This window comes from Acinetobacter sp. USHLN143 (assembly GCF_037145695.1).
GTDB lineage: Bacteria > Pseudomonadota > Gammaproteobacteria > Pseudomonadales > Moraxellaceae > Acinetobacter > Acinetobacter fasciculus.
The window spans coordinates 13218-35060 of sequence record NZ_JBBCWZ010000029.1; the positions used below are offsets into that span (position 1 = coordinate 13218).

19 protein-coding genes are annotated in these 21843 nt (G+C 45.6%); 13 read left to right on the plus strand and 6 right to left on the minus strand.

The window, feature by feature from the left end:
* The first annotated feature begins 124 nt into the window (after window positions 1–124).
* Together WFH18_RS09335 and asd are read left to right on the plus strand one after the other, a co-directional pair.
* Window positions 125–973 carry a sulfurtransferase gene (locus WFH18_RS09335; RefSeq protein WP_005094948.1) on the plus strand — a complete coding sequence of 283 codons (849 nt, stop codon included), beginning with the start codon at window positions 125–127 and terminating at the stop codon, window positions 971–973.
* Window positions 970–1821, plus strand: coding sequence for an archaetidylserine decarboxylase (gene asd, locus WFH18_RS09340; RefSeq protein ID WP_004281264.1), 852 nt, complete (start codon window positions 970–972; stop codon window positions 1819–1821). Before WFH18_RS09335 ends, asd begins: the two co-directional genes overlap by 4 nt.
* 187 nt (window positions 1822–2008) lie before the next feature.
* On the opposite strand, the gene WFH18_RS09345 is transcribed toward asd, so the two are convergent.
* Both WFH18_RS09345 and argS read right to left on the minus strand, forming a co-directional pair.
* Entirely contained in the window at window positions 2009–2626 is a 618-nt protein-coding gene (locus WFH18_RS09345; protein WP_004281265.1) for an SPOR domain-containing protein, read from the minus strand.
* Window positions 2627–2925: 299 nt separating this feature from the next.
* Window positions 2926–4716 (minus strand): arginine--tRNA ligase, encoded by a 1791-nt coding sequence (gene argS, locus WFH18_RS09350; RefSeq protein WP_005094951.1) that lies wholly within the window; start codon window positions 4714–4716, stop codon window positions 2926–2928.
* Window positions 4717–4975: 259 nt separating this feature from the next.
* On the opposite strand from argS, the gene WFH18_RS09355 reads away from it, so the two are divergent.
* The gene (locus WFH18_RS09355; RefSeq protein ID WP_004647201.1) at window positions 4976–5263 is read left to right on the plus strand and encodes a DUF2798 domain-containing protein; all 288 of its coding nucleotides are present in this window, start codon (window positions 4976–4978) and stop codon (window positions 5261–5263) included.
* A gap of 88 nt (window positions 5264–5351) precedes the next feature.
* On the opposite strand, the gene WFH18_RS09360 is transcribed toward WFH18_RS09355, so the two are convergent.
* From WFH18_RS09360 to WFH18_RS09370, 3 genes are read right to left on the minus strand one after another with little or no spacing between them, the layout of a single operon-like run.
* On the minus strand, window positions 5352–6653 hold the full coding sequence (locus WFH18_RS09360) for a DUF445 domain-containing protein (RefSeq protein ID WP_005094953.1): 1302 nt from the start codon (window positions 6651–6653) through the stop codon (window positions 5352–5354).
* Between the two features lie 11 nt (window positions 6654–6664).
* Window positions 6665–7216: a CC0125/CC1285 family lipoprotein gene (locus WFH18_RS09365; RefSeq protein WP_004647203.1), complete on the minus strand. Its 552-nt coding sequence runs from the start codon at window positions 7214–7216 to the stop codon at window positions 6665–6667.
* Window positions 7217–7268: 52 nt separating this feature from the next.
* Window positions 7269–7808 carry a DUF924 family protein gene (locus WFH18_RS09370; protein WP_262442731.1) on the minus strand — a complete coding sequence of 180 codons (540 nt, stop codon included), beginning with the start codon at window positions 7806–7808 and terminating at the stop codon, window positions 7269–7271.
* Window positions 7809–8019: 211 nt separating this feature from the next.
* On the opposite strand from WFH18_RS09370, the gene gshA reads away from it, so the two are divergent.
* From gshA to WFH18_RS09385, 3 genes are all read left to right on the plus strand, one after another.
* On the plus strand, window positions 8020–9597 hold the full coding sequence (gene gshA, locus WFH18_RS09375) for a glutamate--cysteine ligase (protein ID WP_121980272.1): 1578 nt from the start codon (window positions 8020–8022) through the stop codon (window positions 9595–9597).
* Window positions 9598–9616: 19 nt separating this feature from the next.
* Window positions 9617–10144, plus strand: a complete 528-nt coding sequence (locus WFH18_RS09380; RefSeq protein WP_121980271.1) for a disulfide bond formation protein B — start codon at window positions 9617–9619, stop codon at window positions 10142–10144.
* 104 nt (window positions 10145–10248) lie between these two features.
* Window positions 10249–11553 (plus strand): IS4 family transposase, encoded by a 1305-nt coding sequence (locus WFH18_RS09385; protein ID WP_336754762.1) that lies wholly within the window; start codon window positions 10249–10251, stop codon window positions 11551–11553.
* Window positions 11554–11598: 45 nt separating this feature from the next.
* On the opposite strand, the gene WFH18_RS09390 is transcribed toward WFH18_RS09385, so the two are convergent.
* Window positions 11599–12930 (minus strand): GPI inositol-deacylase, encoded by a 1332-nt coding sequence (locus WFH18_RS09390; RefSeq protein WP_262442733.1) that lies wholly within the window; start codon window positions 12928–12930, stop codon window positions 11599–11601.
* Window positions 12931–13176: 246 nt separating this feature from the next.
* Between WFH18_RS09390 and WFH18_RS09395 the strand changes: the two genes are divergently transcribed.
* The 7 genes from WFH18_RS09395 (at window position 13177) to urtE (ending at window position 21650) form a co-directional block, all read left to right on the plus strand.
* A complete protein-coding gene (locus tag WFH18_RS09395) occupies window positions 13177–13770 on the plus strand; it encodes a YqiA/YcfP family alpha/beta fold hydrolase (protein ID WP_005105323.1) in 594 nt (197 codons plus the stop codon).
* 1 nt (window position 13771) lies between these two features.
* Complete coding sequence (parE, locus tag WFH18_RS09400) at window positions 13772–15652, plus strand: DNA topoisomerase IV subunit B (RefSeq protein WP_004729108.1); 1881 nt, start codon at window positions 13772–13774, stop codon at window positions 15650–15652.
* 359 nt (window positions 15653–16011) lie between these two features.
* The gene (gene urtA / locus WFH18_RS09405) at window positions 16012–17292 is read left to right on the plus strand and encodes an urea ABC transporter substrate-binding protein (RefSeq protein ID WP_004729110.1); all 1281 of its coding nucleotides are present in this window, start codon (window positions 16012–16014) and stop codon (window positions 17290–17292) included.
* A 94-nt stretch (window positions 17293–17386) separates the two neighbouring features.
* Window positions 17387–19018: an urea ABC transporter permease subunit UrtB gene (urtB, locus tag WFH18_RS09410; RefSeq protein WP_262442734.1), complete on the plus strand. Its 1632-nt coding sequence runs from the start codon at window positions 17387–17389 to the stop codon at window positions 19016–19018.
* Between the two features lie 4 nt (window positions 19019–19022).
* On the plus strand, window positions 19023–20096 hold the full coding sequence (gene urtC, locus WFH18_RS09415; RefSeq protein WP_262442735.1) for an urea ABC transporter permease subunit UrtC: 1074 nt from the start codon (window positions 19023–19025) through the stop codon (window positions 20094–20096).
* Complete coding sequence (gene urtD, locus WFH18_RS09420; protein WP_336754761.1) at window positions 20093–20941, plus strand: urea ABC transporter ATP-binding protein UrtD; 849 nt, start codon at window positions 20093–20095, stop codon at window positions 20939–20941. The genes urtC and urtD overlap by 4 nt, the downstream gene beginning before the upstream one ends.
* 10 nt (window positions 20942–20951) lie before the next feature.
* Window positions 20952–21650, plus strand: a complete 699-nt coding sequence (urtE, locus tag WFH18_RS09425; RefSeq protein ID WP_114540929.1) for an urea ABC transporter ATP-binding subunit UrtE — start codon at window positions 20952–20954, stop codon at window positions 21648–21650.
* Window positions 21651–21843: the final 193 nt, after the last annotated feature.

A 21843-nucleotide genomic window follows, 5' to 3' on the forward strand; every position in this document is an offset into this window, starting at 1 on the left:
GCAAGCTTATTTAACACCAGGGTTTAGCTAAAATCTTGCTAATCATCTGCAAAGAAAGCACATCAGTGTAAAAACCAGCTGTGCTAAGATCAACAGGATTTGACCAATAATAGCCATGATAACGATGACCGCTGCAGCTTTTAATTTTGGCCTGCTGATTGAGGCAGAAGATTTAGTTCCCTATTTGGGCCATGAAAAACTTCGTATTGTCGACCTGAGCCGTGCCTCTGTGTATGAGCAGCTGCATATTCCGCATGCCTTGCATTTAAAGCCTAAACTTCTGGTGCGTCAGGAAGAAACGGCGATGGGACTGTTACCGGATACCGAAGGCTTGCAGGCTCTCATTGATTATCTGAATATTTCTCCTGAGCATCATGTGGTGGCTTATGATGATGAGGGCGGGGCATGGGCAGGGCGTTTGCTCTGGAACCTACATTGTCTGGGTTTTGAAAATACCAGTCTGTTGAATGGCGGGATTCATGCCTGGCTCGGTGCTGGTTTGCCGACTTCTTCCAGTCAGGAGCAGTTTGCACCAGTGAAGAACGTATTGCAGGTTAATCTCGAGCATCAGGCGAATTTTCAGATTGGCTATGATGAACTGCGCCAACAGGTTGAAAATCAACAGGTTCAAATTTGGGATTGCCGCACGCAAGATGAATATACTGGCCTACGTTTAGCGGCTCGACGCGGCGGTCACATTCCGGGAGCACGTCATTTTGAATGGAGTACTGCCCTTAATCGCGAAAATCATTTAAAATTACAGCCTTTACCACGTACTCAGCAGCGTCTGGAACAACTGGGCTTTGATTTGAATCAACCCGTTGTGGTGTACTGCCAGTCCCATCACCGCTCAGGTTTGGCCTATATTCTGGGTCGTTTACTGGGCTGGAAAATTCGAGCCTATGATGGTGCGTGGAGTGAATGGGGCAACCGCCTCGATAGTCCAATCGCTACAGGGGAGCTGCCATCTTGAGCATCACATCACGTTTAAAACAACAGTTTTTTATTAAAGCTCAACGATTAGTACCGCAACATCGCTTGTCTCGGGTGGTGGGTAAAATTGCCGCCAGCGAAAACCCGATTATCAAAACTGCTGCAATTACTGCCTTTAAGGCGCAGTATGGCATTGATATGTCGATTGCTGAACAGGCCAATGCCCTGAAATTCAAGTCATTTAATGAATTTTTTACCCGCGCCCTAAAAGAAGGTATCCGTGCGGTTGATCCAGATGCTACGAGCATTGTTTCGCCTGCAGATGGTGCGATTTCCCAGCTAGGTAAAATTGAAAATGGCGATGTGTTTCAGGCCAAAGGCCAGAAATTTACCGTTGAAGCACTGATTGCTGATCCGCAACTGGCCGAGCCATTCAAAAACGGTGAATTTGCGACCGTATATTTGTCGCCACGTGATTATCATCGGGTGCATATGCCATTTGCTGGCACCTTGACTGAAACGTTATATGTACCGGGCGAGCTATTCTCGGTCAATCAGGTGACCGCAGAAAATATTCCGGGCCTGTTTGCACGCAATGAACGTATGGTCTGTCTGTTTGATACTGAAATCGGCCGTATGGCGGTGGTATTGGTCGGTGCGATGATTGTGGCGGGTATTGAAACCGTGGCAACCGGCAAAGTGAAGCCTTCAGGCCGGATCGAACTTAATCAGCATGATCTGTTCCTGGAAAAAGGGGCAGAACTGGGTCGTTTCTACCTCGGTTCAACAGCAGTGATTTTATTCGAAGAAAATAAAATGCAGTGGGATGCCGTATTCAAGGCCAATTCTTTGGTGAATATGGGTGAAGCGCTGGGGCATACAGTTTAAAGATTTTACCCTCCCTTTATTAAAGGGAGGTTGGAGGGATTAAATATTTTCTCGTTTAGAATAAATAAAAATCCCCCTCAGTCCCCCTTTAAAAAAGGGGGATTTCCTCTCCTATTAAGGACACGGTTAGAGAGAGATCCAAATAAAAAAAAAGCACCCTCAGGCGCTTTTTTTTATTTCTAGAAATTTATCGTTTCACGACGATGGAATCGATCCCGCTATTCTGCAAGGTTTGCTGTGCGATAATCGCGGCTTCTGCAGAATCATAAGGGCCTGAAACCACGCGATACCAGACTTTGCCATTTTCTACACTGCGTACCACATCGGCAGATAAACCATTGAGAATAATTTCAGCACGGCGGGCATCGGCCTGATCCGGGTCATCAAAGCTGCGGACTTGCAGAATATAACTGGCCGGAGCGGCAACAGGCGCTTCACTGGCTTCTAAGCCAGGCTCAGTTGTGGTCGCCTCAGGTGGAGCTACTTCAGGTCGAGGCGCTTCTACAATTACTACCGTATCCTGATTTTTGTTTTCAGGGACGGCCTGTTCAGGAATAGGCGTCACTTGTTGCTGTGGTAACAGGTCATAAAAACGGTAATCTTTATTGGTATCTTCTTCTTGGACAGATTCAGCACTTGTTTGAGTTTTCGGTTTGACCGGTTCCCATGGCTTCCAGAGCATCAGTGCCATTAAAAAACTTAACACGATTAAAATGATCACGAGTGTGCCGAGCCAGGTTGGAATAAGTGGCTTTTTAGGCTTATTCGGTCTTTCAGATACACCGCGCTGCGTTTTTCCAAACACTTGGGATTTTCCTCTTATTAATCGGGACATATAGAAAAGGCATAACAGCAGTTATGCCCCTACTATCACTTCATCCTATGTGATCAGGATACAAAAGTCATCCTCTAGATCACAAATCACACAGAATTTTAATTTATCTGTATCTTCAAGCACATAGCTGAAGTTACAAAATGTCTGCTCAGCAGATAAACGGCAGTGTTTTGCTTACATGCTCGCTTCGAGCCTAGCTCTTGTCTTGCATCAATGTAAAAGCAGTGCTTTGACTATTTACCTTCTTGCATCAATGTAAAAGCAGTGCTTTACATTGATTCAGGAGCTGACACACCTAAAAGTTCTAAACCGTTACGCAGTACCTGACGCACGTTCACTGATAACAATAAGCGTGCTTGGGTCAATTCAGCATCATCACCGAGTACTTTATTGTCGTTGTACCAGCCGTGGAACAAGGCTGCCAGCTCTTTCAGGTAATTACCGATTTGATGTGGTTCATAGCTGTTTGCAGCACGGACCAGAATTTCCGGATAGGCCGCTAGTTTGGCCAGGATTTCAGTTTCAGCATCAAGCTCCAGCTTAGCCGCCAAATTACGTGCTGCTGTAGCATCAAAGTTGACATTGGTAGACGCTGCTTTTTCTAACATACGACAGATACGAGCGTGTGCATACTGGATGTAATACACTGCATTGTCCTTGCTTTGTGACACAGCAAGATCCAGGTCAAAATCAATGTGCTGTTCAGACTTACGCATTACGTAGTAAAAACGTGCAGCATCATTGCCAACTTCTTTACGCAGATCACGCAAGGTCACAAACTGGCCTGAACGGGATGACATTTGTACCATCTCGCCGCCACGCCATAGGCTCACGAACTGAACCAGAAGAACCGTTAATTTTTTCGAGTCATAGCCCAGCGCATCAATGGCCGCTTTTACACGTGCGATATAACCGTGGTGATCTGAACCCCAGATATCGATGATATCGGTATAGCCACGTTGTAACTTGTTCAGGTGGTAAGCGATGTCAGACGCGAAGTAAGTGGTCTGACCATTACGACGTTTCACGACACGGTCTTTTTCATCACCGAATGCAGTGGATTTGAACCAGATGTTGCCATCCAGTTCATACAGGAAACCACGCTGATCTAAGGTCTGTAAGGCTTCTTCAATTTTGTCTGTCAATGATTCTTCGCTGAACCATTGATTGAAGGTTACACCAAATTCGCCTAGGTCATCTTTAATATCATCTAAGATAGCTTTAAGCGCGGCTTGCAAGAATACGCGGTAGCCTGTGCCAATTAACGCTTGTGAATTAAAGATCAAACCATCGATGTGTTTTTCTTTATCGCCAGACAATATGACTTTATTGCCATCTGCATCTAATTCAGCTGCAAACTGTACATCTTCAGGCACGTTTTTATACACGTCAGCCACAGGACGTACATAGGCGTCGCCATCCTGATCAATAATGCTTTGCGCGATTTCTTTAACGTAGTCACCTTGGTAGGCATTTTTCGGGAACACCAGTTCCTGACCCGTTAATTCTAAGTAGCGCAGATAAGTCGAAGTCGCCAGAATGTCCATTTGACGGCCAGCATCATTGACATAGTATTCGCGGTCGACTTTAGCACCAGTCGCTTCAAGCAAATTCGCAACCGTCATACCATACGCGGCACCACGACCATGACCTACGTGCAGGCTAGAGGTCGGGTTGGCAGACACGAATTCAACCTGGATACGTTTATCCGCATTGACCTGGGTACGACCATAAGTCGCCTGTTGTGCCTGAATTTGATCAAGGACTGCAAAGCGCTGGTCAGCATTCAGGAAGAAGTTAATAAAACCAGGACCGGCAATTTCTGCCTTGCTGATATCCGCCACTTCAGGCAGGGCAGCAAGAATTTTTTCCGCTAAATCACGTGGCTTCATACCCGCAGCTTTCGACGCGATCATGGCAATATTCGACGCAAAGTCACCATGGCTTCGGTCTTTGGTACGCGTCAAATTACTTGTATTGTTCCAGTCAGATGGGAGTACGCCTTGTGCCTGTAAAGTGTGCACTGCATGATCGAGAGCTGCTTGTATTGCCGTATTCATAATCAGTCGAAAATAGAGATCGCAGAAAAACAGCAAATATAGCAAATTTCAGGCTGTTTAGGTAAAAGCATTTCTAGGGAATAAAAAGTAGAGGATCACTTCGTCAGAAGTTTTTGACTAAAGAAAGGGAAAATCAACGGATTAATCCCGTGAAAATAACACCAGTTTTCAGCTCAACATTTCAGATGAAAAAAACAATGCTTCACCCTACAGAATTTGGCTTATATTAGTCATCTGAAAACAGTAAAAAGAGCATGTCGTGGCTGCATCACAACGTCCGACCATTATCGGTCATATTCCTAAACTCCCTGCAAAATGGGCATTGATTATTGTGCCTTTTATCCTGTCCTGCCTGATGAGTGGCATTATTTCCATGATCAATATGCTGCGTAATCTTGGCTGGATTGATGGATTTATGGCACTCTGGTTTCATAACTGGATGATTTCCTGGGCGATTGCTTTTCCGATTGTGGTGACCTTATTGCCATTCGTACGCAAATTCACTGGGCTGTTGGTCGATATGTCCGGACCTCAGCCACCCAAATGATCATTTTTTAAATCTTAAATTTGATCTGGCTGGAGTCAATTCTTGAGCATTTTAAAAGTCGGGCTATATGGGGCGAATAGCATCATTTTTAAATTAAATGCTCCACCGCCGCCCGGATGATCCCGAGCACCAGACCGATACAGGCACCGACCACGACCCCATTGACCCGGATCATATGCAGGTCGCCGCCGACTTCATTTTCAATCTTGTCGATCATCTCGCTTGAATCCCATTCGTGAATGCGCTCGCTGATAAAGCGAATCACTTTTTCACTGTACTGGTCACTCAGGTCAACCGCGATAGAGCTCAAACGTTTATTCAGCAGCTCACGAACCGAAGCATTCGAGATGATATTTTCTCCGACCTGTTGAATGGCAATTCTGAGATTTTCCGCAATACCCGAATCAGGTTTTTGCAAGTCTGCCTTGATTGCATCACATAAAATCACCACGGCACCGCTGATAAAATTCAGTACCTGTGGACTATCCAGTAAGGCATCTTTGGTTTCATTCAGACGCTGGCTGGCTTCACTGTCATTATCTGCCAGCTGCAACATCCAGCTATGTCCCATGCTCTCAATTTTAAGTCGCCACGGATGATCTGGATCGGCCAGCATGGCTTCAACGCGCCCGATCACGGAATCAATACTGCGTTGCTGCACGTCAATCCCGATCCAGCTGGCGCCTTTGGCCAGTTTCCACACGCCCATTTCCTTAAACAGGTTACGGGTCAGCTCGCGGGTTTGTTCCGGATGCGAGGTCATCCAGGCATGCACCACATCCAGTCCGCGCTGTAGCACATCCTGATGGAAATCATTGTCCAGAACGGCATGCAGCATTTCGCTGGCCAGAGTATTGATCTGGGTATTTTTGACCCATTGCACGCTGTTGCTTTGGATAAAGCCGGCAATCTGTTCCTGTCCGACAAATTCAAAGATTTTAGGAACCGTTTGCTGAATGACCTGAGTCACTTGGGCATTATTTTGTGGATTGGCCAGCCAGCGTCCTGCAGCCAGACTCAGGTCTGTACTGTCCAGACTGCGTTGTACAATTTGCGGAGAAAGAAAATTTTCCTGCACAAAACGGCCCATCGACTCTGCAATACGAGCCTTATTACGTGGAATGATTTCGGTATGGTCGCGTAAAAACTTGGGAATGGGCAATCTGCCAAAAGGGTTACGAAACAGCACGGTAATCGCATACCAGTCCGCCAGTCCACCGACCACACCCGCTTCTGCCGAGAGCATCAGAATATGAATGAGCCAGACATATTCAGGTAGCAGTTTGGCTGCCACCATCAGTGCCAACCAGGTCAGTACGGCGACCACCAGGGCGATGGTAGCGAAACGTTTACTGCGTTGTAAGCTCGGGGAGATACTCTCTGTCTGCATAGATCATCCTGTCAGGAGGGATTGGCCGGTTGCGGTTGCAGCACTGCACCGGATGGACTTAAACCATATTTAGCCCCAAGTGACTGTAAAATCAAGCGGGCATCAAAGGCATCTTGAGGCGCCTGATTGGCTTTGAAGCATTCAATGGTATAAGCCACCTGGGCAGGATCCAGAGTCACGGTATAAGGACGGTCATAGAATGGGTCTGGCCAGAATCCCGGATATCGGCGGTAATACCCGTAAGGATAAAAGCTTGGCGCCGGATAGACGATGGCTTGCCGTGGAGGTTGCTGGGTGCGGTTACTTGGATCATTCAGTACCCTGAAGAATTGAAAACCATTTTGTACGGTAGTCTGTGCGGCTTTGAGCAGGGTAATTTCTTCAGCTGTGCCAAAGCTCATATTGGGACGGGCCTGAAAGCTGATACGGTAAGTGTTGCTATTGAGGGGAGTGGTACTGTAGCGACCTAACTGATCAAATGTTAAGGGCTTTGAGGGTGTGGTTGCACAGCCAGTCAGGCTGATGGCAGCAATCATACTCAATCCCAGTAGCATGTTTTTCATGTTCGATCTCCTGATGCAATGATCCAGTTCAGACAGCCGGTCTTAAAAAATCTTAAAAACTGCTATCGGGCTGGGTCAGGAAAGTAAGTTCTTCATTGGTCGATTCACGACCCAGGATTTGGTTCCGATGCGGGTAACGTCCAAAGCGGTCAATAATGACTTTATGCTTTTTCTCGAATTCCAGATTGGTCGGATTGCCCAGACGCTGAAACAGTTTTAAGGCGAATTCATGAATCAGTTTGGATTCGCTGTGCATAAATGGCATATACAGAAAGGCACGCTGTTCCGGACTGAGCTGTTGATCTAGATTCAGGCTGATGGTTTCCTGAGCCAAGGCCAGTGCCAGACTGTCTTGGGCAAAAGCTGGGGGAGAATCACGGAATAAATTTCGTGAAAATTGATCTAGCACAATAATTTCGGCCAGCCGACCTTCTGCTGTTTTACGCCAGCCCCAAAGTTCAGCCTGGGCTGCCTGCTGATGGGTGCTCATGAACTGCTGCGCAATACTTTGGTCGAATTCATGACTTTGGCTAAACAATAGAGGCTGGCTGTCCGCATGAAACCAGAAGTCTGAAATATCTTGATAATTCATAATATTTACAATTCATTAGCATCTATTTGTTAATAAAATCACAAATTTTCCATGTCTTATAGAGGAAGTTTGTGTTAAAAATTTGCCAAATTAAAAATCAATGGTTTGCCTGAAAACTAGGCAGCCTGTCATGTGCCGGCATGAAATCACGTTATACTGATTAAACCGATGATTTTAATTTAATAATTTAGCCCCCTTAAGCGAGATTGTAATGAGTCAACCTGAATCGACTTCCCAAAATGTATTACCGACCTGGGTCGAGTCGTCACTCATCAAAGGCATGTTGCGTGGTATCGAGCGTGAAAGCTTGCGTATGCAAAGTGATGGTTTCCTGTCACAGGCAGTGCATCCTCGTGCCTTGGGTTCAGCCTTGACTCATCCACATATCACCACAGACTATTCTGAAGCGTTGATGGAGTTTATTACTCCGCCACAGGACAGTATTAAAAAAGCGCTGGACTATCTCAGCGATATTCATGCGATTGTGCATCGTCATCTGGAAAATGATGAAAAGCTCTGGCCTTTGTCGATGCCGTGTATGCTGGACAGCCGCGATGACAGCATTCCGCTGGCACAGTATGGCAGCTCGAATATCGGTTTATTTAAAACCCTGTATCGTCGTGGTTTAGGTGTGCGTTATGGTCGCCGTATGCAGACGATTTCAGGCGTGCATTACAACCTGTCTTTCCCGGATCATCTGTTCGAGGCCTTACAACAGCAGGAACAGGACGAGGCGCTGAAAGCATTGAGCTTGCAGGATTATCGCAGTCATCGCTATATGGGCCTGATCCGTAACTTTATTCGTCTGACCCCACTGGTGATGTTCCTGATCGGAGCCAGTCCGGCGGTCTGCCAATGCTTTATGACTGGCCGTGATCATTTCTTGCTGCCATTGGTGAAAGGCACTTTGTATTCGCCTTATGCGACCGCGCTGCGTATGGGACGTTTTGGCTATCAAAACTCTGCGCAGAAACAGCTCGGTATTCACTACAATAATTTGCAGGACTATCTGGACGGACTGCAAAAAGCCGTTAAAACGCCGTATAAACCGTTTAGTCGTCTGGGACTAGATGATGCCAATGGCCAGCCGATCCAGATCAATGATCATGTGTTGCAAATCGAAAATGAATATTACAGCTTAGTGCGCCCGAAACAGGTGCCACTCGCGGGTGAAACCCCGTCACAGGCCCTTGAAAATCGCGGGATTGCCTATGTCGAGTTACGTGCCGTCGATGTCAATCCATACAGCCCGATTGGCATTAATGAAGATACGGCCGGCTTCCTCGAAGTCGTAGCCTTGTACTGTTTATTGCAGGACAGTCCGGCGCTCCTCAGCAATGAACAGGATATTATTGAACAGAATCAGGCTGAAGTAGTGAACCGCGGCCGTGCGCCAAATGCGGCAATTATGGAAAATGGCCAGTCTTATCCGATTGAAGATTGGTGTGCCATGCATTTGCAGCGTATGCATCCCCTGGCCAAGCTGTTAAATTCAGCCTACGACAGTACTCTATATACTGATGCTTTAAAAACCATGATGATCCGGGTCGATGAAGTCGATGCCACCTTGTCTGCTCTGGTGGTCGGGGATACACGTGAGCAGGGCGGTATGTGGCATTTTGGCCAACATCTGGCCCAACAGCACAGCAGTGTCTATGAAGAACATCAGCTCAGCCCGGAAACCCTGGCTTATTTTGAAGAAATGTCACAAAAGTCATTGCAGCAGCAACAGCAACTCGAGCAAGATAGCAGCGTCAGTTTTGCTGATTATTTAGCCCAATATCGATAAAAAAATAAGAGGATTCACCATGCAATGGGGTTATCGCTTCGTGAGTGGTATGTTGTTTCTGGCTGCTGTCATCGGCATGGCATTTGCCTTATATCTTGAGCATGTACAAGGTCTGGCGCCTTGTCCGCTCTGTGTGTTTCAGCGTGTCGGATTAATCGGACTCGGGATCATCTCACTGATCGCATTCCTGCATAATCCCGCATCTAATCTCATGAAGCGGCTGTATGCCTTGCTGGGTTCGCTCAGTATTTTGTGGTCTGTGGGCGTGGCTGCGCGTCATGTCTGGTTACAGAACCTGCCACCGGATCAGGTGCCGAGCTGTGGTCCCGGTCTGGAATACTGGCTGGAAACCCTGCCGATGCAGTCTGTACTGCAACAGGTGCTGAATGGTTCAGGGGAATGTGCTGCGATTGACTGGGCTTTTCTGGGGCAGTCTTTACCGGTCTGGTCGCTGATCTTCTTCAGTATTTTATTGCTGGTCAGTCTATGGCAACTACTGCGTAAATATAAAACCGCACCAGTGAAACGACTCAGAGATAAATACTAATCAAGTTCCTATTAAAAAGCCCTCAATGGAGTAATGCCAGTCAGTTAAGCAAATTTTAGTAAAATGTAGTAAAAATGAGTGTATGTAAATACGCTCATTTTTTTATGTCTTTATCTGAACATTTAGAATCCACTCTTGAACATTCTCTCCCATCACTCAACCATTTTTGTGAACTTATTGATTTAAATTGGATTGAAACAAGCCTGCATCAAACAGGTAAGGCATCGATCAGAAGGAGAAAATTACCTGCTGAGCACGTGGTTTGGCTTGTTCTTGGGCTTGCCTTGTTTCGCAATCAACCCATCAGCTATGTGGTAGAACAATTAAAACTCGTGTTTGGTACAACAGATTATTGTGTTCCTAGTGCAGCTGTCCAAGCTCGACAACGTTTAGGTCGAGAACCCTTAGCTGCCTTATTCTCCTTAATCAGCCAAGCATGGTTTGATGAATCACAACAACAATATTCAACCTTTCAAGGTCTTAGTGTATGTGCTGTTGACGGGGTGGTTTGGTCTATGCCACTGACCAAGGAGAATTTTAATCATTTTGGCTCATCTAAAGGTAAAACTGCTGTAGCACCTTACCCACAAGTTAGAGCCACGTGTCTAGTGAATACCAATACTCATGAAATCATAGATGCCCAAATAGGCAGTATGGATCAAGGTGAACTCACATTAGCAAATCAATTATCTCCTCCAGCACAAAGTATTACTTTGTTTGATCGAGCTTATTTCTCTGCTGATTTTTTAATAGGCTGGCAAACACGTGGAGAATCAAGCCATTGGCTTATGCGAGCTAAAGATAATTTACGTTATGACATAATTAAACGGAATTCCCCACATGATTTTCATATCAGGATGCCAATATCAGCAAGAGCCAAAAAACTTAATCCAGCATTAGGAGATTACTGGGAAGCACGTTTAATTGAAGTTGAGCAGGCAGGAAAAATCAGACGTTATATCACTTCATTATTAGATTCAAAGACATATCCAGCTCAAACTTTAGCAAAGTTATATGCTCAACGTTGGGAGATAGAGATGTGTTACCGAGAAATTAAAAGCAATTTACAGGAAGGTAAGCACTTAAGGAGCAAACAGCCAGACTTAATTTATCAAGAATTATGGGGTGTCTTGATTGCTTATAATGTTCTAAGAAGACAAATGAAATATATGGCTCAACGTGCCAAAGTAAGCCCGTTGAGGATCAGTTTTCATATTGCATCTATTGCCCTTCTTAATTTACTCAGATTCGACTCTTTGGCTTCTGCAGGTAATCTACCCAAACATCTGGAAAGTTTAATGGAGAAATCTAATCGGTATGTTATACCTGAGAGAAGAGTGAGGAGTTATCCAAGGGTTGTAAAAGGAAAACCTCAAAAATACCCAAGAAAAAGCCAGTCAATCTCTTAACTGACTGGCATTACCTCAATGGAGGGCTTTTTAATGTACGGAGAGTTAAGTCAGGGCAATACCTTCCAGACTGTCCAGATCCGTCATATATTCACGAATCTGATTAAAGGCTTCATCTTCTATACTTGGATAGAACCAGCGCGCCACCTGCTCGGCCACCAGCGGATGATACTGAATTTCAAAATGGTTCAGGCCATAGAAAATCGCCTTGTTTGCGTCCGGGACTTTAAGCTGGAAACGCGGATTGGGATGCTCGCCCAAAGCACTTTTAATACTGACCAGATAATCGCCAATCACATGCAAGGTCTTGTTCTTGCGGTTTTCAAACTCGATGGTACCGGCGACCAGATAGGTATCGATATGAGACGGAATCGGGGCAGGTTTACGGTGATCATCCATAAAGCCAATCCGAAGCGGATTATGCTCCCAGTCATCATCCCGGACGCTGCCATGACGTAAATCCAGAATCCCGTTACTGCGAATATTGACCAGATGACCAATCAGCCGGATCAGGGGGAAATGTCCGAGTTTGTCCTGCAAGCTAAAACCAAACCGCTCCAGCACCGCACCATGATGCGGTGAACCCAGACAGACCAGATTCTCCACCATGTTGACCCAGCTATACATATTCTGCTTGCCATAGAACAGTGCGCTGCGTGACACCAGTCCACCCATGCTATGGCCGATCAGGTCAATACTGGTAATTCTCGGATTACGAGTGACCAGATCCTGCAAGGTATTGGCCAGACTGCGACCATTGGCAGAAATCCGCCGTCCGGTATTGTAGTTTAAATACAGCATGGTATTGCGGTCGCGCTGTGCCAGTAATTTTTCCCCGATCCCTTCATATTTGCGATTCGACCAGTCGAGATGGTTCATACATAAGCCATGCACAAACAGGGTAATCCGCCCGCTTAACTCGCCATTTTGTAACGAACCATAATGGTCATAGATCACCATCGGCAGGGCTAGAGGGTTTTGATATTTCAGCAGATAATCCCCGATAATGCCATTTAAGACACTGACCAGAAAATGCAAGGAAGGTGTCAGCGGTTTATTATGCAGTTTAGGAAAACGCTCAATAATCTGGCGCAAAGCAGGGGCAATCAGGGTATTGCCGTAATGAAACAGCATGTCATAAGACATTTGATAGAGCCGCACAATCGACGGAATATTCTGAATTTTTTCAGAATTATTTTCACTTAAACCGAAAATACTCATTAAAATTTCGCGTTGAATACTCTTGATCAGCTCCTGGATCACATCGTTAAAGCGCATCGTTACCAGCTGCGCCAGACCTTCCAGTACATCGGCCTGACTCGGCGGGGTTCGATCCCATCGACAATAGGTTTCATGTAACGGTGTCAAACTTGGCATCTGATCCTGTCCTTTCAATGAGCCGCATGTGGTGCCATCTTTCTTTTTAAAGAACTTCGCGGTATAAATTCTTTTTCTTGTTGAGTTTCCTGATTTTGAGGGCCTCAGCTTAAAATAACGAGAATGAGAGAAGATTTTGAGCTTTTTTGTCAGACAATTTAAGCAATTAACTGGTCTTATAACGTAGTGTACTTCATATTATTTAAATTAAATTTTGATGATTGATGGGTTTTTTGTTGGTAGTTCATGAATATCATTTATTTGCATGGTTTTAAGAGTAATTCGAACTCGATCAAGGGGAAATTGCTGCAACATTACTGTGCAAAGTATCCTGAAATTCAGGTACATTTACCCGATTTAAACATGTCACCGAAGGCTGCCATTGCGTATGTTTCTGGCCTGATTGAATCGATGCATGATGTGGCGTTACTGGGCAGCAGTCTCGGCGGATTTTATGCGACACATCTGGTCGCACAGCATGCTGTGCCTGCTGTACTGATCAATCCGGCAATGCGACCATGGCAACTGTTTCGTGAACTATTTGATGAGCAACTGCCTTATCAGGTTCATCCGAAATGGTGTCTGGATGAAGCAGATCTGGTACAACTCCAGCAATTGGCCCTGCCTGTTGCACAAGATGCAGACAAAATACTGGTTCTGCTGCAACAAGGCGATGAAGTTTTGGATTATCGTGAAGCACATCGTTATTATAGTGCTGCGCATCCCCCTGCAATACTGATGACTGAAGCGCATGGCAGTCACGGGATGGATGATTTTGCGGAAAAAATTCCGTTCGTCTTACAGTTTTTATTGGACTGCATAAAAAAGGAAACCGAATAACGTGTCTCAATATACGGCTCAATCTCTTGAAGTTTTATCTGGTCTGGATCCGGTCCGTCGTCGTCCGGGCATGTATACCGATACTTCTCGTCCCAACCATTTGGCACAGGAAGTGATTGATAATGCTGTCGATGAGGCACTGGCAGGACATGCCAACAAGATTACCGTCACGGTCTATAAAGATGGTTCTTTATCAGTCGAAGACAATGGCCGTGGGATGCCGGTGGATATTCACCCTGAATACGGCCAGAGCGGTATTGAAATTATCATGACCAAACTGCATGCCGGCGGTAAGTTCAGCACCGATAATTACCAGTTTTCCGGTGGTTTGCATGGCGTTGGGATTTCAGTGGTCAATGCGCTTTCGACCCGGGTAGAAGTTGAAGTTCAGCGTCAGGGCAATCTGTATAAAATGGCCTTTGAAAATGGCGAACCGGTTGCACCGCTTGAAGTACTGGCAGGTAAGGCACCGAAACGGGTATCAGGAACTACTGTACAATTCTGGCCTGAAGCCAAATATTTTGATTCACCTAAATTTGCCCTCAAAGCGTTAAAACATAATCTCAAAGCCAAAGCTGTTTTGGCGGCGGGCTTACAGATCAATTATGTTGATCAGATCAATGATGAAAAAATCACCTGGCAATTTGAAAATGGTCTAGTCGACTATTTAATGGATGAGTTGGAAGACCGTGAAATTATTCCGGCACCAGCTTTTGTCGCCACAGGTGACGCAGAGCGCGCCAGCGCAGAATTTGCGATTTGCTGGAATGTTGAAGGTGGTGAAAGCGTCCAGGAATCTTATGTCAACCTGATTCCAACCGCACAAGGTGGAACCCATGTGAATGGTCTGCGTTCAGGTGTCACCGATGCGATGCGCGAGTTCTGTGAACTGCGTAATTTGCTGCCGCGGAATATGAAACTCTCTGCCGAAGATGTCTGGGACGGCGTCAACTATATCCTGTCGCTGAAATTCCAGGAGCCACAGTTCTCAGGTCAGACTAAAGAACGTCTGTCGAGCCGTGAAGCAGCAGGGATTGTGCAGAATATTGCCAAAGATGCCTTTGCACTGTGGTTGAACCAGAATTCTGACATCGCCATGCAACTGGCAGAAATGGCCATTTCTAAAGCCGGTCGCCGTTTAAAAGCTGCGAAAAAAGTGGAACGTAAAAAGATTGTGGCAGGTCCAACCTTGCCGGGTAAATTGTCTGACTGTGTAGGCCATGATCTGGATCAGTCAGAACTGTTTATTGTGGAAGGGGATTCTGCGGGTGGTTCGGCCAAGCAGGCGCGTGATAAGAACTTCCAGGCGATTATGCCAATTCGTGGCAAGATCCTGAATACTTGGGAAGTCTCTTCTGATGAAGTATTAGCATCTCAGGAAGTACACAACATCGCGATTGCGATTGGCGTTGATCCGGGTTCGGATGATTTATCGGAGCTGCGTTATGGCAAGATCTGTATTCTGGCCGATGCCGACTCGGATGGTCTGCATATTGCCACTTTGCTGTGTGCCTTGTTTGTAAAGCATTTTCCTACACTGGTCGAGGAAGGGCATTTATTTGTAGCGATGCCGCCATTATTCCGTATTGATGACAATAAAGATGTGCACTACGCTTTGGATGAAGATGAGCTGAATAGCATCCTGAAAAAATGCAAAACCAAGAATCCGCAAATCACCCGATTCAAGGGTCTGGGCGAGATGAATGCCAGTCAGTTACGTGAAACCACGCTTGATCCAAACACGCGTCGTCTGGTGCAACTGGATCTGGATGATGCTCATCATACCGCAGGGTTACTGGATAAACTTTTGGCGAAAAAGCGTGCCAGTGACCGCAAAGACTGGTTGGAGCAAAAAGGTAATCTGGCAGATTTGGTGGTTTAAACTATCGAATTTAAGCAGTAAAAAATCCCGCAAGCGCGGGATTTTTTGTTTTAAAACAGTGCAAAAAATATTCAAGGTGCTGCACTTTATTTGTACATCATCTTCTATCTTAGTTTTGGCATATTTTGATTGGTCTTTATGCAACTTATTTAAAGTTGAGTCTGAGTTCTACATTGCAATAGGGCTTTAAGTCTTTTTAGTATGACTAAATACATGATTCATAATACAAATAATGAGATCAGTTAAAGTGAATTTTTTTATTTTTTGAAGCCTTGGCACAGAAATTGAATCACTCCATCCAGATGTACAACAAGACAAGCATGAAAAATGCACCATTATAAAGTTTGGAGAAAAATCTGATGTTCCAACGCAATTTATTTTCAAAAAGTATTTTAGCCGCAACCATGGCAGGGGCTGTTGCATTAACGGGGTGTTCAAAATCTGCTGAAAAAGCAGAAGCCCCGGGCGCAGAAAGCAAAGTCGCAGACAGCGGCGACACGATTAAAGTCGGGATCCTGCATTCATTGTCAGGCACGATGGCAATTTCTGAGACCTCACTGAAAGATACGGCCTTAATGGCGATTAAGGAAATCAATGATAATGGTGGGGTACTGGGTAAAAAACTGGAACCTGTGGTGGTCGATCCAGCATCTGACTGGCCACTGTTTGCAGAGCAAGCACGTCAGCTGATTACCCAAGACAAAGTCGCGGTAATTTTCGGTGCATGGACGTCGGTGTCACGTAAATCTGTCTTACCAGTGGTTGAAGAGCTGAATGGCTTATTGTTCTATCCCGTACAGTACGAAGGCCAGGAACAATCCAAAAATATTTTTTATACTGGTGCTGCGCCTAACCAGCAAGCCATTCCAGCCGTGGAATACTTGATGAGTGAAGAGGGCGGTAAAGCGGAGCGTTTTGTTCTGCTCGGTACAGACTATGTTTACCCACGTACCACCAACCAGATTTTACGTGCTTTTTTAAAGTCTAAAGGCGTGGCTGATGCGGACATCATGGAAGAGTACACGCCATTTGGTCATAGCAACTATCAAACCATTGTCGGCAATGTGAAAAAATTCGCAGCTGGTAAAAAGACTGCGGTGATCTCGACCATCAATGGCGACTCGAATGTGCCGTTCTATCGTGAATTGGGTAATCAGGGCATTAAAGCCTCTGATATTCCCGTCATGGCGTTCTCGGTGGGTGAAGAAGAACTGCGTGGTATTGACACCAAGCCATTGGTCGGTCATTTGGCGTCATGGAACTATTTCATGTCAGTGAAGAATCCGGTCAATACAGAATTTACCAACAAAATGAAGCAGTATGCAGTGGAATTCAAACTGCCGAATGCAGACAAGCTCGTGACCAATGACCCAATGGAAGCAACTTATGTCGGGATTAACATGTGGAAGCAAGCCGTTGAAAAAGCAGGTTCTACAGAGGTCGATAAAGTCCGTGAAGCGATGGCAGGTCAGGAATTCAAAGCCCCATCCGGCTATACCTTAAAAATGGATGCGACGAATCACCACTTACACAAGCCAGTCATGATTGGTCAGATTCGTGGCGATGGACAGTTTGATGTGGTCTATAAAACGCCACAAGCCATCCAGGCACAGCCTTGGAGCCCGTACATTCCGAAATAACAGCTATCTTTTGCCTGCCACAGCCGTGGCAGGTGTCCTCTGATTTTTTTCTTACTCTCCACGGAAAATTTCCAATGGAATAGGGGTGAATATAATGAATATTCGCGTGAATATCGCCGCTATTTTTCTGGTATTTGTACAGGTTATTTGTGTGCAACTGGTATCAGCAGAACAATCCTCAAATAGCACTGCATTGACTGCAGCAATACAACAAGATGCAATCCAGCAATTTGTGCAAGGTGATTTTGCCCAGCGCCGTGCTTTACTGAAGCAATGGCCGGGCAGTATCGAACAGCTAGATCAGCTTGCAGAATATGTTGAAAACGACCAGCTTTATAGCGATTCTCAAGGACAAACCTATATTTTAGAAGCCGATGATCAGTTGCTCAGTTATCCAAGTTTAGATGCTGTTGCAGATTGGCCAAGCGACCTTGCACAAGTCACTTTGGTGAATACCTTGCGTAAAGCATTGACCTTTGGTTTGGCACAAAGCAAGTTGAAGTCGGATGATGCCTCTGAGCGTTTAGAAGCGATTGATATTTATGAAAGCAATCTTGCGGAACTTGATATAGCACATATCAATGCGCTGTATTTAAAAGAACAAAACAATAAAGTCAAAGCCCGTTTGGCACAACTGAAAGCGCGTCTGGATTATGAAAACTCAGATGTGCTCGTCAAAATTCAAGCCGCAAAAATTTTACAAGATTCTAATCGTCCTGATGTCTTGGCGATGATCGACAATGAGTTGTCACAGCCGACTATCCATCCTGAGCTGAAAGCGGCTTTGCTTGAAGCGAAAAACAGTATTAAAACCCGTATTCAAGCCAGTGAATGGACAGGACATTTATTTTCAGGTTTAAGTACCGCCAGTATTTTGTTGCTTGCTGCACTGGGTCTTGCGATTACCTACGGTTTGCTCGGTGTGATTAATATGGCGCATGGTGAGCTCATTATGATTGGCGCCTATACCACTTATGTAGTGCAAAGCCTGTTTAAAAGCTATTTGGGCAGCTATGTCGATTGGTACTTAATCGCCGCGATTCCTGCGGCATTCTTGGTAAGTGGGCTGATCGGCATGTTGATTGAACGTACCGTGATTCGTCCGCTATATGGTCGCCAGTTGGAAACCTTGCTTGCCACTTTTGGTGTCAGCCTGATTCTGATGCAATTGGTACGCATGACTTTTGGTGCGCAAAATGTCGAAGTTTCTAACATTTCCTGGCTGTCAGGCGGGATCTCGATTACTCCAAGCTTGATGCTGCCCTATAACCGTATTGCGATTATTGTCTTTACCATTGCAGTGCTTTTGTTGTTGGTTTATTTACTGAATAAAACCCGTTTTGGCCTCTTTGTTCGTGCCGTAACGCAAAACCGTCAAATGGCGCAAGCCGTTGGTATTCGTTCAAGCCGTATCGACATGATGGCTTTTGGTTTGGGTTCAGGTCTTGCTGGTCTTGCAGGCTGTGCCTTGGCACAAGTCGGTAATGTCGGGCCAGATTTAGGGCAAAACTACATTATTGATGCCTTCTTGGTGGTGGTTGTCGGTGGTGTAGGTCAGGTGTGGGGTGCAGTTCTTGCAGCGCTTGGTCTGGGTATTAGCGGTACCGCCTTGGAAATTGGTATTGGTGCGGTACTGGCAAAAATTGTTCTCTTGGTGCTTGTGATTTTGTTTATTCAAAAACGTCCACAAGGTTTGTTTGCCATCAAAGGCCGTTTTGTGGAGTAAGCACATGAAGATTACACAATTACTTTCAGATAAACCACGTAGCGGTATCGCCATAGCCGTGTGCTTTGCCATCTTATTGGCATTGCCATGGCTACATTTATTACCTGCTGATTCAGCGCTGCATTTATCTGCGTATTGGGTCACCCTGATTGGCAAAATCATGTGTTTGGCTTTGGTGGCGTTGGCACTGGATTTGGTCTGGGGCTATGCCGGGATTTTAAGTCTGGGACATGGTTTGTACTTTGCCCTTGGCGGTTATGCCTTTGGCATGTATCTGATGCGCCAATCGGCAGGCGATAGCATTCCTGACTTTATGCGCTTCCTCAGTTGGACGAAAGTACCGTGGTTTTGGGTCGGTACGGAATACTTCCTTTGGTCATTGGCACTTGTGGTTTTAGTACCGGGTATCATTGCCTTTATTTTTGGTTTCTTTGCTTTTCGCTCGAAAATTAAGGGCGTGTATTTCTCGATTATTACTCAAGCCATGACTTTTGCAGCAGCGCTTCTATTCTTTCGCAATGAAACCGGCTTTGGTGGCAACAATGGTTTTACCGGTTTTAAAACCATTCTAGGCATGGACATTACCTCTGCATCGATGCGTGCGAGTTTGTGCTTTATCACCGCACTGGTATTGCTGCTCTGTTTTGTTGGTTTACGTCATTTAATGAATAAACCCTATGGTCGGGTGTTGGGGGCAATTCGTGACAGCGAAAACCGTCTGCAATATTTGGGTTATCGTACGCTTTGGTACAAGCTCTCTGCTTGGGTGCTTTCTGCGGTTATTGCAGGGATTGCAGGCGCGCTGTATGTGCCGCAAGCAGGCATTATTAATCCAAGTGAAATGAACCCGGTGAACTCGATTGAAATGGCAGTTTGGGTGGCAGCGGGTGGACGTGGCACACTGATTGGCCCACTAATTGGTGCAGGCATCATTAACGGGGTAAAAACCTATTTTACTTCGGCTTATCCTCAAGCATGGCTGTTGATTTTGGGTGCGTTATTTATTGTGGTGACCATCTTTCTGCCAAAAGGCATTATTGGTCTGTTTGACCGTTTTAAAAAGGAGCGTAGCGAATGAGCGAGATCCTACAACCGCATGGTGGTCATGCCACTGAAGGCTATGGTCGTCCTAAAGAACAAGGCGCGGACTTTACCCACGGTATTGCGCTGTATTTAGAAAAAGTCAGCGTCTGGTTTGATGCTTTTCGTGCCTTAAATGATTTGTCGCTCTACATTGAAGAAGGGGAATTACGCTGCATCATCGGGCCGAACGGGGAATTACGCTGCATCATCGGGCCGAACGGGGCAGGTAAAACCACCCTCATGGATGTGATTACCGGTAAAACGCGACCAACCGAAGGCACAGCATTTTTTGGGCAAAACTACGATTTAGCCAAAATGAGCACTGAACAAATTGCCGAAGCAGGCATTGGGCGTAAGTTCCAAAAACCGACCGTGTTTGAAAATTTCACCGTCATGGAAAATCTGTTACTTGCTGCACCCAAAGACAAACGGGTGAAAAAGAGTTTCTTTAGCAAACTCGATCCCGATGCACAAAATGCTTTGGATGAATCATTGACGCAGATTCGTCTGCAAGAGTTCATTAATAAACCTGCTGGCTTGCTGTCACATGGTCAAAAGCAATGGTTAGAAATCGGCATGTTGCTGATGCAACGTCCAAAACTGATTTTGCTTGATGAACCTGTAGCAGGCATGACCGATGCCGAAACCGAACGCACGGCGGAGCTGTGTTTAGAACTCAAGAAAAATCACACCCTCGTTGTGGTCGAGCATGACATGAGCTTCATTGACACCATTAGTGAAAAAGTCACGGTACTGGCGCAAGGGGCAATTTTGGCAGAAGGCACATTGGCAGAAGTACAAGCCAATGAAGATGTCATTGAAAAGTATTTAGGGCGTTAAGGAGCTTGCGATGTTAGAAGTCAAAGACGTCAATCAATTTTATGGTGGCAGTCATATTTTACGTGATGTGTCATTGACTGCACCTGTGGGTGAATGTTCGGTGGTGCTTGGACGCAATGGGGTGGGGAAAACCACGCTCCTTAAATGTCTGATGGGTATTTTACCGATTAAATCCGGACAGATTTTGCTGGATGGCAAGGACATTTCGAAACTCAGTCCTGAACAGCGTGTACGTGAAGGTTTGGCTTATGTGCCACAAGGTCGAGATATTTTTTCAACGCTGACGGTGGAGGAAAATATCCTCATTGGTATGGCGAAATTTAAAGGCGCAAAGACACGCAAAGTGCCTGAGCATCTCTATGAAATTTTCCCTGTGTTGGATGAAATGAAGCATCGCCGTGGCGGAGATTTGTCTGGTGGTCAGCAGCAGCAGCTTGCCATTGCACGAGCACTTGCTTCTGAACCGCGTGTGCTGATTTTGGATGAACCGACTGAAGGTATTCAGCCATCCATTATTAAAGACATTGGACGGGTGATTCGTAAACTTGCTGATGGTGGTGAGATGGCGATTGTGTTGGTAGAGCAATTCTATGATTTTGCTGAAGAACTTGCTGATGCTTATACCGTGATGGCACGTGGGCAGGTTGTGGCGCAAGGTGTGGGCAGTGAAATGCCTGAGAAAGGTATTCGGGAGTTGGTGGCGATTTAAGGCTTTTAGCTCCTTCTCCTATGGGAGAAGGCGGGGGATGAGGGTTTATCTTTATTTACCTCTCCCTAATCCTCTCCTAGAAGGCATAGGTATCTACACATCTATGAGATACCTAATGCCATTGTGGCTATCTCATTGAGTTCATCTATTGAATATTCCGAGAGCAGTTGAAGAGTGTTCAGTAAAATCGAAA

What these genes read in the sequence shown, in the direction of transcription:
- WFH18_RS09335 (WP_005094948.1), top strand. Translation starts at nt 125, where the DNA reads ATGACCGCTGCAGCTTTTAATTTTGGCCTGCTGATTGAGGCAGAAGAT.
- argS (WP_005094951.1), bottom strand. Translation starts at nt 4,716, where the DNA reads ATGAATACGGCAATACAAGCAGCTCTCGATCATGCAGTGCACACTTTA.
- WFH18_RS09360 (WP_005094953.1), bottom strand. Translation starts at nt 6,653, where the DNA reads ATGCAGACAGAGAGTATCTCCCCGAGCTTACAACGCAGTAAACGTTTC.
- WFH18_RS09365 (WP_004647203.1), bottom strand. Translation starts at nt 7,216, where the DNA reads ATGAAAAACATGCTACTGGGATTGAGTATGATTGCTGCCATCAGCCTG.
- WFH18_RS09370 (WP_262442731.1), bottom strand. Translation starts at nt 7,808, where the DNA reads ATGAATTATCAAGATATTTCAGACTTCTGGTTTCATGCGGACAGCCAG.
- gshA (WP_121980272.1), top strand. Translation starts at nt 8,020, where the DNA reads ATGAGTCAACCTGAATCGACTTCCCAAAATGTATTACCGACCTGGGTC.
- WFH18_RS09380 (WP_121980271.1), top strand. Translation starts at nt 9,617, where the DNA reads ATGCAATGGGGTTATCGCTTCGTGAGTGGTATGTTGTTTCTGGCTGCT.
- WFH18_RS09385 (WP_336754762.1), top strand. Translation starts at nt 10,249, where the DNA reads ATGTCTTTATCTGAACATTTAGAATCCACTCTTGAACATTCTCTCCCA.
- WFH18_RS09390 (WP_262442733.1), bottom strand. Translation starts at nt 12,930, where the DNA reads ATGCCAAGTTTGACACCGTTACATGAAACCTATTGTCGATGGGATCGA.
- WFH18_RS09395 (WP_005105323.1), top strand. Translation starts at nt 13,177, where the DNA reads ATGAATATCATTTATTTGCATGGTTTTAAGAGTAATTCGAACTCGATC.
- urtA (WP_004729110.1), top strand. Translation starts at nt 16,012, where the DNA reads ATGTTCCAACGCAATTTATTTTCAAAAAGTATTTTAGCCGCAACCATG.
- urtB (WP_262442734.1), top strand. Translation starts at nt 17,387, where the DNA reads ATGAATATTCGCGTGAATATCGCCGCTATTTTTCTGGTATTTGTACAG.
- urtC (WP_262442735.1), top strand. Translation starts at nt 19,023, where the DNA reads ATGAAGATTACACAATTACTTTCAGATAAACCACGTAGCGGTATCGCC.
- urtD (WP_336754761.1), top strand. Translation starts at nt 20,093, where the DNA reads ATGAGCGAGATCCTACAACCGCATGGTGGTCATGCCACTGAAGGCTAT.
- urtE (WP_114540929.1), top strand. Translation starts at nt 20,952, where the DNA reads ATGTTAGAAGTCAAAGACGTCAATCAATTTTATGGTGGCAGTCATATT.